We start from the raw sequence: 13,224 nt of genomic DNA, 5'->3' as shown, positions 1-13,224 counted from the left end.
CTCTGCACACGTTCTCGACGTCATCCGGTCCGGACCTCGACGGCACCGGCCTACCCTCGACCGGTGTGAGCACCCCTGCGCGCCTGCTCGTCGTCGAGGACGAGCCCGACATCCGGGACGTCCTGGTGGCGTACCTGCGCCGCGACGGACACCACGTGGAGCACACCGGCGACGGCTCGCACGCCTGGGACCTGTTCGAGGCGAGCCGCCCGGACCTGGTCGTCCTGGACGTGCTGCTGCCCGGCCTCGACGGCTTCGAGCTGCTGCGCCGCATCCGACGACACGGCGGCACACCGGTGATCATGGTGACCGCCCGGGACGAGGACGTCGACAAGATCGTCGGTCTGCGGATGGGCGCCGACGACTACGTCGTCAAGCCGTTCAACCCCGCCGAGGTCGCCGCCCGCGTCGCCGTGGTGCTGCGCCGCGCCCGACCGGCCGACCGGTCCCGGCACCTGACGTTCGGTGCGCTGACCGTCGACCTCGACGCCACCCGGGTGACGGTCCGCGGCGCCGAGGTGCCGCTGACCGCCACGGAGTACCGGCTGCTCACCTGCCTGGTCGAGAACCCCGGCCGTACGCTGAGCCGGGCCCAGCTCCGCACGGCCGCGCTGCCGGACTCCGCCGCCCTGGACCGCGTCGTCGACGCCCACCTGACCAACCTGCGGCGCAAGCTCGCCGACGCCGGCGCGACCGGACTCATCGACACCGTCCGCGGGTTCGGCTACCGCCTGGTCGACACCGACCGGTCCCGCCGGTGAGGGGCATCCGGGCCCGGCTGATGCTCGCGTTCGGCGTCGTCGCCGTGGTCACGGCCGCGGCGGCGCTGGTGCTCGCCCTGGTCTACTTCGAACGACGACTGACGGGTCTGCCTCCCGAGGTACGCGACCAGGTCGACCGCCGGCTCTCTGTGGCCGGAGGCGACTTCGACGGCTTCGCGGAACTGTCCGCGGTGGCCGGTGTCAGCCTCGCCGCCGGCCTGCTGGCCGCGCTGCTGCTGGCCCGGTGGCTCACCGCGCCGCTGCGCTCGGTCACCCGGGCCGCCCGTCGGGTCGCCGACGGGCACCTGGACGCCCGGGCCACCGGCCGCACCGGCCGCGACGAACTCGGCCGGCTCGTCACCGACTTCAACGCCATGGCGGCGAGCCTGCAGGCCCTCGAGCGGGAACGCGCCGCGTCCAGCGCGGCCGTCGCGCACGAGCTGCGGACTCCGCTGGCCGCGTTGACCGCCCGCCTGCGGGCGCTGCACGACGGCGTCATCGACTACGACGCGGCCGAGCCGCGGCGTCTGCTGCGGCACACCGCCGTGCTGCACCGTCTCGTGGACGACCTGCGTACGCTCAGCCTCGCCGACGCCGGCCGGCTGCGCCTGGACCGGCACGTCACCGACCTGCGGGCCACCGTCGCCGACGCCGTGGACGCGCACACCTCCCTCGCCGCCGACCGTCGGGTCGGCCTCACCCTCGCCGGGGTGCCCGCCGGGGCCGTGCTGGTGGACGCCGACGTCGACCGGCTCGCCCAGGTGCTGGCCAACCTGCTCGACAACGCCGTACGCCACACGCCGGCCGGCGGGACCGTCACCGTCGGTGTGCACGCCGACGACACCGACGCGGTGGTCGTGGTCGACGACACCGGGCCCGGCATCGCCGCCGACGACCGGGAGGCGGTCTTCGACCGCTTCCGCCAGCTCGACCCGTCGCGCCGGGCGCACCCCGGCGGCAGCGGGCTCGGCCTGGCGATCGTGCGGGCCCTCGTCGGTGCGCACGGCGGGCGGGTGGCGATCGGCGCGGCACCCGGCGGGGGAGCGAGCGTCGAGGTGCGGCTGCCCCGCGGCGGGGCGGCCCCGCCGTGGGGCGCCGGTCAGCCGGCCAGGCGGCGGTAGCGGCGCACCGACAGGGGCCCGAACACCGCGATCAGCAGCAGCGGCCACATCACCGCCAGGATCGGGGCGTGCTGCGCGGCGAACGACTCCCCGCCCCAGCCGGGGTTGCCGAACAGCTCCCGGCTGGCGGCCACGGTCGCCGACAGCGGGTTCCAGGCGGCGACCGTGGCCAGAGCGCCGGGCATGGTCTCCGGTGCGACGAACGCGTTGGAGGTGAACCCGAGCGGCCAGACGAGGATCTGCAGCACCACCACCGACTCGGGACGGCGCAGCAGCAGCGCGAGGTGGATGCCGACCGCGATCAGCGCGAGGCGCAGCAGCAGGAGCAGCCCGACGGCGGCGGCCGCCGCGGGCAGGCCACCGCGCGGCTGCCAGCCGACGACCAGGCCGCAGGCGAGCATGACCGCCAGTGCGGCGGCGGCGTGCAGCAGGTCGGCGGCGGCCCGCCCGGTCAGCACCGCCGAGGACGCCATCGGCAGGGACCGGAACCGGTCGGTCACGCCGCGGGCGAGGTCGGTGGCCACCGCCGCGTACGTGGCCTCGACACCGAAGACCATCGTCATGGCGAACAACCCGGGCAGGAGGAACTCCCGGTAGTCGCCGCCGCCGGGCACGGTCATCGCGCCGCCCAGCAGGTAGCCGAACATGACGACCAGCAGCACCGGGAACAGCAGCCCGACGAGCGCCTGGGCGGGTTGGCGCACCCAGTGGGCGAGGGCGCGGCCGGTGAGCACGAGGCCGTCGGAGACGGCCCACCGCAGCGCGGTCACACCACCACCTCCGGGCCGGTGGTGTGGTGACCGGCGGTGAGCCGCAGGAACACCTCGTCGAGGGTGGGACGGCGTACCGCGATGTCGGCCGCCGTGACGCCCGCGTCGTCCAGCGCCCGCAGCACCGCCGACAGGGCGGTGACCCGGTCGGTGACGGGCACGCTGATCCGCAGGGCCGCGGCGTCGACCGACGCGGTGGCGCCGACGGCCGCGCCGGCCGCCCGCGCCGCCGCGTCGAGGTCCCCGGCGTGCGCCAGCGCCACGTCGATGCGGTCGCCGCCCAGGGCGGTCTTCAGCTCCTCCGGCGTGCCGGTGGCGACGACCCGGCCCGCGGCGACCACCGCGAGGTGGTCGGCGAGGCGGTCGGCCTCCTCCAGGTACTGCGTGGTCAGCAGGACCGTGGTGCCGCCGTCGGCCAGCGCGCGGACCGTGTCCCAGACCTGTGTGCGGGCGCGCGGGTCCAGACCGGTGGTCGGTTCGTCGAGGAACAGCACCGGCGGGTCGAGCACCAGGCCGGCGGCCAGGTCGAGGCGGCGGCGCATCCCGCCGGAGTACGTGCCGACGGGCCGGTCGGCGGCGTCGGTCAGACCGAAGCGGTCGAGCAGTTGCCGGGCCCGGTCGCGTGCCCGAGCCGTGGGCAGGTGGTGCAGGCGTCCGAAGAGCACGAGGTTCTGCCGGCCGCTGAGCACCTCGTCCAGGGCGGCGTGCTGGCCGACGAGCCCGATGCGGGCCCGTACCCGGTCCGGGTGCCGCCGTACGTCGAACCCGGCGACCCGGGCGGTGCCGGCGTCGGCGCGCAGCAGGGTCGTGAGGATCCGCACGGCGGTGGTCTTGCCGGCCCCGTTGGGGCCCAGCAGCCCGCAGACGCCTCCGGCGGGCACCCGCAGGGAAAGACCCGCCAGCGCGACGGTGTCGCCGTACCGCCGGCGTAGCCCCTCGGCCTCGATCGCCACGTCGTCCGTCCGCATCCGCCGCCCCCGTCCCTCGCCTACCGTCCGCTGTACCGTACACCGTACGGTACAGCGGACGGTAGGGTGAGCCCGTGACGACCGAGTACAGCGGCACCGGCGACCCCGCCCGCAGCCTCGCCCTGCTCTGGCGCACCCGCGAACGCACCAGCCGCAAGGGCCGCCCCGACCTGTCGGTCGACCGGATCGTGCGCGCCGCCATCGAGGTCGCCGACACCGAGGGGCTCGCCGCCCTGTCCATGCGCCGCGTCGCCGAACGCCTCGGCGTGGGCACCATGAGCCTCTACACCTACATCCCCGGCAAGGGCGAACTGCTCGACGTCATGCTCGACACCGTCCACGGCGAGCAACCGCCGGACGAGGAGCCGACCGGCGGTTGGCGCGAACGCCTGGAGCGCATCGCCCGGCAGAACTGGGACCGCTACCTGCGTCACCCGTGGCTGCTGCAGGTCGCCACCACCCGACCCCCGCTCGGGCCCAACCTCATCGCCCGCTACGAGTACGAACTACGCGCCGTCGACGGCATCGGCCTGACCGACCTGGAGATGGACGCCGTCGTCACCCTCGTCGGAGGGTTCGTCCACGGCGCCGTCCGCAGCGCCGTCGAGGCCGCCCAGGCCGCCGCCCGCACCGGCATGACCGAGCAGCAGTGGTGGCAGGCCCACGCCCCCTACCTGGAGAAGGCCCTCGACCCCCGCCGGTTCCCCCTCGCGGCCCGGGTCGGCACCGCAGCCGGGCAGGAGTACCAGGCCGCCGCCGACCCCGACCGCGCCTTCGACTTCGGCCTCGCCCGCATCCTCGACGGCGTCGAGACCCTCGTCCGCGACCGCCCGCAGGCCCCCGACGCGGGACGATAATCTTGCCGGCATGACCATGCGCCCCATCCGGATCATCGGCGACCCGGTCCTGCGGACCCCCGCCGAACCCGTGACCACCTTCGACGCCGACCTGCGGGCCCTGGTCACCGACCTGATGGACACCCTGGTCGGCGCGCCCGGCCGCGCCGGCGTCGCCGCACCGCAGATCGGTGTCAGCGCGCAGGTGTTCGTCTACGACGCCGACGGCCACCGCGGGCACATGGTCAACCCGACGCTCGAGCTGTCCGACGAGCTGCAGGACGACGACGAGGGCTGCCTGTCCGTCCCCGGGCTCTACTTCCCGACCCCGCGCGCGCTGCACGCCACCGCCCACGGCTTCGACCAGCACGGTGAGCCGCTCACCATCGCCGGCACCGGGTTCCTCGCCCGCGCCCTGCAGCACGAGACCGACCACCTCGCCGGCCGGCTCTACGTCGACACGCTGCGCGGCGACGTCCGCCGCCGGGCGCTGCGGGAGATCCGGGCCGGTCGCTTCGACTCACCCAGCCGCCGCGCCTGACCCACCCGTCGCGCGCCGGTCCGCGTACGCGAAAAGGCCGCCGGACCCTCGACGGGCCCGGCGGCCGACGCGTCACCCGGCGGCGACCGGGACGCCGCGGGTCACTTCGGCGGCGGAGCCACCCGGCACACCGCCGGGGACGAGACGTTGCCCGCGTCGTCCACGCCGGTGATCACGGCGTCCCCGCGCAACGTCACCTTGTAGTCGATGTCGCCGGTGCCGTCCTTCACCTTCGACTGCGCGCCCGGCGCCTGCACCAGCTTGATCTTGGTGCCCGCCGGGAACGGGCCGAACCGCACCGACGGGTCCGCCGAGTCGGCGATGAACACCTGCACCGCCGTGTCCACCACGTCGGTCGACGTCAGCTCGTAGAACCCGTCCGGGTTGTCCGAGCCGGGGATGGTGTCACCGGCGGGGTTGTTCGTCGGCACGCACGCCGTGGCCGGGGCGGTGGTGTCCACCACCCGCATCACCGCGGTGTCGCTGCCGGTGTTGCCGGCCGCGTCGGTCGCCGTGCACGTGACCGACGTGTCGCCCAGCGGGAACGTCGAACCCGGTGGCGGCACGCAGGTGGGGCTCAGCGGCCCGTCGACGTTGTCCGTCGCCGACGCCGGGTAGTCGATCACCGCACCGGCCGGGCCGGTGGCCTCCACCGTCCGGTCGTCCACGACGACCGTCGGCGGGGTCACGTCGTTGACCCGCACGCTGATGCTCTGGACGAACGGCGTCCCCGCGGACACCCCGTCGAGCAGGAAGTCCACCGTGCAGTGCAGTACCGCGCCCTGCGCCGCGTCGGCCGCCACGGTGATCGTCTCGGCGAACGGCACGTCGGTGCCGGACTGCCGGGTCCGCGACGCCGCGTCGAAGGCCACCGACAGACCCGGATCGCACGAGGTGACCGACGGTGTGACCGTCACGTCCAGGTCCCGCAGGCCCGCCAGCAGCGCCGCCGTCACCGTGTCGGGGGAGCTGTCCACCAGCTGCCCGCCGGTCGCCGCGACCACCGACGCCGCCTGACCCGTGGCGTCCAGCCCGCCGGCCGCGCCGGCGACGTTGACCGCGATCACCCGCGCCTCGTCGGCCAGCAACGCCGCGCCGGCCTGCGCCAGCGTCCGCCCGTTGCTCGGGTCGTGGCTCGGCGCGTCACCCACCAGCACCACGATCCGGCTGCTGCCCGACCGGTAGGCCACCGCACCCTCGGAGACCTCCACCAGCGCGTTCACCCACGCCTCCGGGGTGTCCCCGCCGCCACCGGCGGCCAACCCGTCCACCGCCGCCTGCAACGCCACCGCGTCGCCGGTGAGGTTCTGCCGCACCCGGAACAGCTCCGCGCCGTCCCCGGTGTCCCGGTAGGAGGCCACCGCGAACTGCGCGCTCGGCTGCGCCGCCCGCACGTCGGTGATGACCTGCTGCAGGTTCGTCCGCACGTTCGCGATCGCCCCGCCCATGCTGCCGGTCGTGTCGACCAGCAGCACCACGTCCGGCTTCGGTGGTATCGGCGGAGTCGACACCACCTTGCTGACCGGAATCGACGCCCCCGGGTCGGCGGTGCGGTCCACCGCCGCCGGGCTCACCCCCGGCGCCGCAGCCGCCGGTACGGCCAATGCGGTGACCATCGCCGTCGCCGCGGCCACCACACCCACCCCCCGGGATCTCCGCCAGGGCACTGTCGCTGTTGCCATCCGATGCTCCTTCAGCTCCGCCGCGCGCGACGCGCCCGGCCTCGACCGCAGACGCTAGGGGCCGGGAAGCACCGCACCCGCTCGACACGTGCCACGCTGCGCGTCGGGTTGTTGACGCCGCGTGGCGGCTGGACATGCCGCAGGTGACGGCCGCGCGCCCACAACGCGCCGTTCGCGCCGCCGACCGGCCGAACCGGACCGCCGGACCGGGCCGGAAGGCCAGCCCGGGACACCGATCAGTGACCGAAAGCGGTCAGCTTGTACTCGTGGTAGTCGGCGACCGTCGTGAACCCCAGCCGCTCGTACAGGCGCACCGCCGCCCGATTGTCGGCGCGGACGTTCAACGTCACGTGGTCCACGCTGTCGCGCAGGCCCGCGCACACCGCCGCCACCGCCGCCGCGGCCAGCCCACGACCCCGCAGCCTCGGCAGGGTCGTCACGTTGCCCAACGCCGCCACCCGGTGCACCGGCGACCACACGTGCACCCCGGCCACCGCCACCAGCTCGTCGCCGTCGCGAACGCCCACGTACCGGCCCGTGTCCAGCATCCGCGGATCGAACCAGTTACCCGGATAGGCCGCCGCGTACAGCCGCGCCACCGCCGGAAGGTCCTCCCGACCCAACGGCACCCCCGCCGGTGACACCGACGCCAACCGGCCGGGATCCGTCAACGCCATCTTCCGGTGCGCCGCCGCCGACTCCACCCGGAACACCGCCGTCAACGCCGACTCCAGACCGGGGGACAGGTGCGCGTACACCCGGGCCGGCAACACCGACGCCAGCTCACCCAGCAACGCCGACAGCCCGGCCGTCTCCGCCGGCCGCGCGAACGCCAGCAACGTCGGCGGATCGAACCCGTGGTACAGCAACGCCACCGCGTCCCCGGACCGGAACCACGACGTGTACGGCCAGAAGAAGTCGTCCAGGTCGCCCAACTCGTAGGCGTGCAGCACCGGATCGCGCCCCAGCAACTCCGCCAGGACAGCCCGGTCGTGTTCGGCGCGCACCGGCATCCGCCGATGATCACACGACCGCGACGGCGCCGATCACCCGGCCGCCCACTGGTCGTAGCCCAGCTTGGCCACCAGCGCGGACACCACCACCAGCAACACCACCCGCACGAAGCCCGAGCCCCGCCGCAACGCCATCCGCGCGCCCAGCACCGCCCCCGCGATGTTGCACACCGCCATCGCCGCGCCCAGCAGCCACCACACGTGGCCGGTCGCCGCGAACACCACCAGCGCACCGAGGTTCGTGCCGGCGTTGACCACCTTCGCCATCGCCGAACCCTGCACGAAGTCGGCACCCACCAGCGCGGTGAACGCCACCACCAGGAACGTCCCCGTCCCCGGCCCGATCAGCCCGTCGTACAGGGCGATGCCCACCCCGGCCACCGCCACCACGGCGATCACCCGCAGCCGGGTCCGCCGCTGCGGCAACGCCACCACACCCAACCGCGGACGCAGCACCACGAACAGCGCCACCGCCACCAGCACCACCAGCACCACCGGCCGGTACGCCGACGCCGGCACCGCACCCGCCAACGCCGCGCCCAGCCCCGCGCAGCACACCGCCAGACCCGCCGACGGGCCCGCCACCGCCCAGTCCAGCTTCGTCCGCCGCGCGAACGTCACCGCCGCCGTGGACGTGCCCGCGATCGCCGCGAGCTTGTTCGTGCCCAGCGCGGTGGCCACCGGTATCCCGGGCGCGGCCACCAGCAACGCCGGCAGCAGCAACAGCCCACCACCGCCCACCACAGCGTCGACCCAACCGGCCAACGCGGCCGCGGCGAGCAGGGTGGTCAGCGAAAACGGGTCCACGGGCGGCCATTCTTCCCACCCCCGCCACGTCCGCGGGACGCGCTGTGGCCAGCCTCACCGCCCCCGACGACGCTGCAACCACATCCCCACGACACCGACCGCCACGAACACCAGCATCGAGCACAGCAGCAGCTTCAACATCCGGCAACCATGCCACGGCGACGTAAGGTGACACGGTGCGCCTGGCCACGTTCAACCTGCTGCACGGTCGGTCCCTCACCGACGGCCTCGTCGACCCCGACCGGCTCACCGCCGCCGTCACCGCCCTCGACGCCGACGTCCTCGCCCTGCAGGAGGTCGACCGGGACCAGAGCCGCAGCGGCCAACTGGACCTCACCGCCATCGCCGCCCGCGCCCTCGGCGCCGCCGAACACCGCTTCGCCGCCGCCGTCGTCGGCACCCCCGGCGAACAGTTCCGCCCCCTGCGCCACGACGACGACGGCCACGGCGAACCCTGCTACGGCATCGGCCTGGTCACCCGCCACAAGGTCATCACCTGGCAGGTCACCCGCCTGCGCCCCGCACCCGTCCGCTCACCGGTCTACGTGCCCGGCGCCGGCGGCGGCCTCATCCTCCTGCGCGACGAACCCCGCGTCGTCCTCGCCGCCGTCCTCGACACCCCACGCGGCCCCCTCACCGTCGCCGCGACCCACCTGTCCTTCGTCCCCGGCTGGAACGTCCGCCAACTCCGGCAGACCGTCCGCGCCCTGCGCACCCTGCCCGCCCCCCGGATCCTCCTCGGCGACCTCAACCTCCCCGCCGGCCCGGCCCGCCTCGTCACCGGCTGGCACCCGCTGGGCCGCCGCCCCACCTACCCCGCCGGGCAACCCCGCGTGCAACTCGACCACATACTCGCCGACCGCGACGGCTTCGACCAGCTCCCACCGGTCACCGCCGTACGCACCCCACTGTCGACGATCTCCGACCACCGCCCGCTCCTGGTCGACCTAGGCTGAAACATCTGCAGGTTGCCGGTTCGCTGCGCATGCGCAGCAGCCACGCCGCGGCGCCCGGTCGGCCGCCACCGCCCGCGCCGCATCCGCCTGCATCCATCGATCTTTCGCCGAGCGCAAACCCCATGGCCGAGCCGCCTCTTCAGGCCGGGGGGCCGAACGACAACGCCACCCGCAGCGCCGCGTCCCGCACGCCGACGAAGTGCCGCACCTGCGCCAGCCGACTCGCCCGGGCAGCCATCGCCGCCATCCGCTGCGTCGGCCGCCGTCGCTGCGCGTCGTACCGGGCCAACGCCGACGCCACATCCGAGCACGCCACCAACGCGTTCACCAACGCCACCGCATCGATCAACGCCTGACAGGCCCCCTGCCCCAGATCCGGGGTCATCGCGTGCGCCGCGTCGCCCAGCAGCACCACCCGACCCCGCACGTACGACGGCAACGCCGGCAGCATGTGCACGTCGTGGTGCAGCAGGCCCGCGGCCTCCACCCGCTCCAGCACCGCAGGGACCGGATCGTGCCAGTCACCGAACCACCGGCGTAGCACCGCCACGTCACCCTCCCGCGGCCGGAACCCCTCCGGCGCGGCCACCGCCGCGTACCAGTTGGTCACCCCGGGAGCCTGCGGCGTCAACCCGAACTTGCGCCCCCGACCCCACGTTTCACCGCCGGCCGGCACGTCCATCGCCACCGTGCCCCGCCACGCCGTAACCCCCGAGTACCGCAGCGGGAACCGGTCACCGAACATGGCCGCCCGCGTCGCGCTGCGAATCCCGTCCGCGCCTACCACCACGTCGTACGACTCCGTCAACGCCGGCGGGTCCGTCACCGCCTCACCGAACCGGACCGTGCCCGCCGGCAACGCTTCGGCGAGCAATCCCAGCAGCGCCGGTCGCGACAACAGCCGCACCCCCTCACCGTGCCGCCGCCGGATCCGCGCCACGTCCAGGGTGGCGATCACCGACCCGTCGGGGCGGCGCATCGCCCCGTCCGGTTGCACGAGGCCCCGCTCGCGGGCGACCGTCCCCAACCCGAGCTCGTCCAGAGCCCGTAGTGCCGACGGCCAGATACCCAACCCGGTGCCGACCGTCGGCAACCCGCCGGCACGCTCGAACACCGAGACCGTCCACCCGGACCGGTGCAATCCGCCGGCCAGGGCGAGCCCACCGACGCCGCCTCCGATGATCGCCACTGAGCCTCGCATGACCCGCATCCTACTACAGATGTAGTCACCGAGACTACTGATGTAGTGTCTGCCCGTGGACACCCGTCAACGGCAGATCCTCGACGCCGCCATCACCGTCCTCGGCACCCGCGGCCCCCGACACCTCACCCACCGCGCCGTCGACGAGCAAGCCGGCCTGCCCACCGGCTCCACCTCCAACCGCTACCGCACCCGCGAAGCTCTCCTCGCCGGCGTCCTCACCCGCATCCTCGACACCGAGACCGCCGGCTGGTACCGCCTCGCTGGCGACCTCCACCCCGTCGACCCCACCACCTTCGCCGCCGTCGTCGGCGCCCTCGTCCACCACCTCGCCCATGACGGCCGCACCCTCACCCTGGCCCGGCTCGCCATCTTCGGCGAAGCCGCCCACCAACCCGACCTCCAACGACAGATCGCCCGCAGCCAGGCCGACCTCGCCGCCTGGGCCGCACCCCTTCTGGCCACCCTCGGCGCACGCCACCCCACCGCCGCCCTACGCCTGCTGCTCGCACTCGTCGACGGCCTGCTCAACAACCAACTCGCCAACCCCGACCCCGCGTTCGACCCCACCACCGCCGTCGCCACCGTGCTGCCGGCCATCCTCGACCGTCACGACCCCTGAACGGCCCCCAGCAACCCCGACAACACCCGATGCGTCCGGTTCGACCGCACCGCCGCCCGCTGCTGACCCGCCGTCACCTCGATGTACGTCTGCGACGACGCCAACGACGCGTGCCCCAGCAACCGCATGATCTCCGCCGCGCCCGCCCCGTCCTCGGCCAACCGCGTCGCGAACGTGTGCCGCAACGCGTGCAACCGCGCGCCCCGCGGCACCCGGTCACCGATCCCCGCCCGCCGGTAACAGGAGTCCACCAGGTACTGCAGCCCACCCCGGCGCAGCGGCTCACCCCGCCGGTCCACCAGGAACACCGAGTCCGGCCGTACGCTCCGCGCCCCGAACCGTCGCACCCGGCTGTCCAGGTACGACTCCAGCACCCGATCCAGCTCCGGCTCCACCGGCACCACCCGCGGACGCCCACCCTTGCCGGCCACCTCCACCCGCCGCTCGCCGGCCCGACCCCCCAGCGACGACACCCGCAGCGCCAGCAGCTCCGACAGGCGCAACCCGGCACAGAGCGCCAACGCCAGCACCGCCACGTCCCGCTCCGGCCACGGGTCGCGCTGCCGGCCGTCCTCCCGGGCCACCGCCGCGAGCAGTTCCTCCGGGGTGTCGTCGCCCCGCAACGGTTTGGGCTGGGGGAGCGGGGTACGGGGACGGCCGACCGCCGGCATCGGATTACCGGCCACCACCCCCTCGGCCACCAGAAACGTGAAGAAGCTGTTCCAGCTCGACCAGGCCCGGTGGACCGACGCCGAGGCCCGGGGGCCGGCGAACCGCGCGAAGGCCGTCCGCATGACCCGGGGGGAGAGCGCGGAGATCGACAGCGCGTCGAGGGGGAGGGGAGGGGTGTGGTCCTCCGCGGCCAGTGCCGCGACCGTGCGCAGGTCCCGCCGGTACGCCTCCAGGGTGTGGGGGGAGGGCTTACGGGTGGCACGGGCGGTCAGGAACTCCTCGATCAGCTGCGTCACCGATTCGTCCGGTTTGTCATGCATAAGCACTATTATGCATGAGTTTCACGTTCCGGCCCAGGGGGAGGAGGGGACTGCATCAGTTCACCGCCGCCAACGCCACGGAGCCGGCTCGCAGCGGTTCAGCACCGGCTCGGAGCGGCCGGTGCGCGTGGCACTCGCTGTCCAGCTGGGAACGTCGCGAACCTCGGCTGTCTTGTCCCTGTGGCAGGATCGCGGGATGCTGCGCCTCACCGATTTCATCATCGATTGCCCGGACACGATGAAGCTCGCAGCCTTCTACTCTGCGGTGACGGGTCGCCCGGTGAAGGCAGGCAGCGACGAGGATTGGGCCGGTATCCGGTTCGGCGAGGTCGAGTTGGCCTTCAACCGGGTGGAGGACTACCGAGCTCCTCAGTGGCCCGACAGCGAGCATCCCAAACAGTTCCACCTCGACTTCGAGGTCGACGATGTCGAGGCGGAACAGAGCCGCGTCCTGGCCCTCGGTGCGACCCTGAAGCGGGACTTGATCGGCCCCGACGGCTACGGCTTCCGTGTCTACACCGACCTCGTCGGTCACCCCTTCTGTCTCTGCCGCAACAAGGGTGTCGTGTGGACCGACCAGGGCCTCATCTGGCCTGAGCGCGCCTAGGCCACCTATACCGAACCGCGACCAGCACCGGGTGCCGCTGGGCGACCTTCGCACCGGCGCCCAGGGGACCCTCTCAAGGTGCAACTTGACATAATGTACATTATCGAATGCCTGCTCGTGGTGCCTCCGCGGCTCGCGCAGGCACCACGACCCGGTGTCCCGGTCGGCGGCGCGGCCCTCCCGGCCTCCACGGCGGTCGTCGCCCCGTCGGCGGCGCACCGCTCCCGGGCGGCGGCGCGGAAATCCGCCCGGGTGCGCCGACGCGGCGGCCGGTTGTCCGTCTGGCACGTGTGATCTGGCCACGACGTCGTCGTCGTCGATCTTGGCATTGGCCCCGACAGGGACCC

15 protein-coding genes are annotated in these 13,224 nt (G+C 73.9%); 8 read left to right on the top strand and 7 right to left on the bottom strand.

Annotated features, from left to right (window positions below; translation table 11 throughout):
• Window positions 1-65 precede the first annotated feature (65 nt).
• Both ACTMSW_RS20540 and ACTMSW_RS20535 read left to right on the top strand, forming a co-directional pair.
• Window positions 66-761 (top strand): response regulator transcription factor, encoded by a 696-nt coding sequence (locus ACTMSW_RS20540; RefSeq protein WP_441182253.1) that lies wholly within the window; start codon window positions 66-68, stop codon window positions 759-761.
• On the top strand, window positions 758-1,882 hold the full coding sequence (locus ACTMSW_RS20535; RefSeq protein WP_441182252.1) for a sensor histidine kinase: 1,125 nt from the start codon (window positions 758-760) through the stop codon (window positions 1,880-1,882). The genes ACTMSW_RS20540 and ACTMSW_RS20535 overlap by 4 nt, the downstream gene beginning before the upstream one ends.
• Here ACTMSW_RS20535 and ACTMSW_RS20530 read toward each other — a convergent pair.
• Together ACTMSW_RS20530 and ACTMSW_RS20525 are read right to left on the bottom strand one after the other, a co-directional pair.
• Entirely contained in the window at window positions 1,861-2,652 is a 792-nt protein-coding gene (locus ACTMSW_RS20530) for an ABC transporter permease (protein ID WP_441182251.1), read from the bottom strand. The two genes, ACTMSW_RS20535 and ACTMSW_RS20530, sit on opposite strands and share 22 nt — an antisense overlap.
• A complete protein-coding gene (locus ACTMSW_RS20525; protein WP_441182250.1) occupies window positions 2,649-3,620 on the bottom strand; it encodes an ATP-binding cassette domain-containing protein in 972 nt (323 codons plus the stop codon). Before ACTMSW_RS20525 ends, ACTMSW_RS20530 begins: the two co-directional genes overlap by 4 nt.
• A gap of 74 nt (window positions 3,621-3,694) precedes the next feature.
• On the opposite strand from ACTMSW_RS20525, the gene ACTMSW_RS20520 reads away from it, so the two are divergent.
• Both ACTMSW_RS20520 and def read left to right on the top strand, forming a co-directional pair.
• Window positions 3,695-4,477, top strand: coding sequence for a TetR/AcrR family transcriptional regulator (locus tag ACTMSW_RS20520; protein WP_441182249.1), 783 nt, complete (start codon window positions 3,695-3,697; stop codon window positions 4,475-4,477).
• A gap of 10 nt (window positions 4,478-4,487) precedes the next feature.
• The gene (def, locus tag ACTMSW_RS20515; RefSeq protein WP_441182248.1) at window positions 4,488-4,997 is read left to right on the top strand and encodes a peptide deformylase; all 510 of its coding nucleotides are present in this window, start codon (window positions 4,488-4,490) and stop codon (window positions 4,995-4,997) included.
• 101 nt (window positions 4,998-5,098) lie between these two features.
• On the opposite strand, the gene ACTMSW_RS20510 is transcribed toward def, so the two are convergent.
• The 3 genes from ACTMSW_RS20510 to ACTMSW_RS20500 form a co-directional block, all read right to left on the bottom strand.
• Window positions 5,099-6,679 (bottom strand): VWA domain-containing protein, encoded by a 1,581-nt coding sequence (locus tag ACTMSW_RS20510; RefSeq protein ID WP_441182247.1) that lies wholly within the window; start codon window positions 6,677-6,679, stop codon window positions 5,099-5,101.
• 236 nt (window positions 6,680-6,915) lie between these two features.
• On the bottom strand, window positions 6,916-7,692 hold the full coding sequence (locus tag ACTMSW_RS20505) for a GNAT family N-acetyltransferase (RefSeq protein WP_441182246.1): 777 nt from the start codon (window positions 7,690-7,692) through the stop codon (window positions 6,916-6,918).
• 33 nt (window positions 7,693-7,725) lie between these two features.
• Entirely contained in the window at window positions 7,726-8,499 is a 774-nt protein-coding gene (locus ACTMSW_RS20500) for a sulfite exporter TauE/SafE family protein (protein WP_441182245.1), read from the bottom strand.
• 176 nt (window positions 8,500-8,675) lie between these two features.
• On the opposite strand from ACTMSW_RS20500, the gene ACTMSW_RS20495 reads away from it, so the two are divergent.
• Entirely contained in the window at window positions 8,676-9,455 is a 780-nt protein-coding gene (locus tag ACTMSW_RS20495) for an endonuclease/exonuclease/phosphatase family protein (protein WP_441182244.1), read from the top strand.
• Window positions 9,456-9,594: 139 nt separating this feature from the next.
• Here ACTMSW_RS20495 and ACTMSW_RS20490 read toward each other — a convergent pair whose 3' ends face one another.
• Entirely contained in the window at window positions 9,595-10,656 is a 1,062-nt protein-coding gene (locus ACTMSW_RS20490; protein ID WP_441182243.1) for an FAD-dependent monooxygenase, read from the bottom strand.
• Between the two features lie 55 nt (window positions 10,657-10,711).
• On the opposite strand from ACTMSW_RS20490, the gene ACTMSW_RS20485 reads away from it, so the two are divergent.
• Window positions 10,712-11,278 (top strand): TetR/AcrR family transcriptional regulator, encoded by a 567-nt coding sequence (locus tag ACTMSW_RS20485; protein WP_441182242.1) that lies wholly within the window; start codon window positions 10,712-10,714, stop codon window positions 11,276-11,278.
• On the opposite strand, the gene ACTMSW_RS20480 is transcribed toward ACTMSW_RS20485, so the two are convergent.
• Window positions 11,266-12,270 carry a tyrosine-type recombinase/integrase gene (locus tag ACTMSW_RS20480; RefSeq protein WP_441182241.1) on the bottom strand — a complete coding sequence of 335 codons (1,005 nt, stop codon included), beginning with the start codon at window positions 12,268-12,270 and terminating at the stop codon, window positions 11,266-11,268. The genes ACTMSW_RS20485 and ACTMSW_RS20480 overlap by 13 nt on opposite strands.
• A 196-nt stretch (window positions 12,271-12,466) precedes the next feature.
• Here ACTMSW_RS20480 and ACTMSW_RS20475 point away from each other — a divergent pair, with 196 nt between their 5' ends.
• Window positions 12,467-12,877 (top strand): VOC family protein, encoded by a 411-nt coding sequence (locus ACTMSW_RS20475; protein WP_441182240.1) that lies wholly within the window; start codon window positions 12,467-12,469, stop codon window positions 12,875-12,877.
• A 93-nt stretch (window positions 12,878-12,970) separates the two neighbouring features.
• Window positions 12,971-13,171 (top strand): hypothetical protein, encoded by a 201-nt coding sequence (locus ACTMSW_RS20470; protein WP_441182239.1) that lies wholly within the window; start codon window positions 12,971-12,973, stop codon window positions 13,169-13,171.
• Window positions 13,172-13,224 lie beyond the last annotated feature (53 nt).

The sequence above is a fragment of the Micromonospora sp. BQ11 genome (genome assembly GCF_052068135.1).
Lineage (GTDB): Bacteria > Actinomycetota > Actinomycetes > Mycobacteriales > Micromonosporaceae > Micromonospora.
The sequence above is the reverse complement of the archived record's forward strand: the minus strand, read 5'-3'. Positions and strand labels throughout refer to the sequence as shown.

Bases quoted from the DNA above. Each gene is read 5' to 3' on its own strand.
- ACTMSW_RS20525 (WP_441182250.1), bottom strand. From the start codon at position 3,620: ATGCGGACGGACGACGTGGCGATCGAGGCCGAGGGGCTACGCCGGCGG.
- def (WP_441182248.1), top strand. From the start codon at position 4,488: ATGACCATGCGCCCCATCCGGATCATCGGCGACCCGGTCCTGCGGACC.
- ACTMSW_RS20510 (WP_441182247.1), bottom strand. From the start codon at position 6,679: ATGGCAACAGCGACAGTGCCCTGGCGGAGATCCCGGGGGGTGGGTGTG.
- ACTMSW_RS20505 (WP_441182246.1), bottom strand. From the start codon at position 7,692: ATGCCGGTGCGCGCCGAACACGACCGGGCTGTCCTGGCGGAGTTGCTG.
- ACTMSW_RS20490 (WP_441182243.1), bottom strand. From the start codon at position 10,656: ATGCGAGGCTCAGTGGCGATCATCGGAGGCGGCGTCGGTGGGCTCGCC.
- ACTMSW_RS20480 (WP_441182241.1), bottom strand. From the start codon at position 12,270: ATGCATGACAAACCGGACGAATCGGTGACGCAGCTGATCGAGGAGTTC.
- ACTMSW_RS20475 (WP_441182240.1), top strand. From the start codon at position 12,467: ATGCTGCGCCTCACCGATTTCATCATCGATTGCCCGGACACGATGAAG.
- ACTMSW_RS20470 (WP_441182239.1), top strand. From the start codon at position 12,971: ATGTACATTATCGAATGCCTGCTCGTGGTGCCTCCGCGGCTCGCGCAG.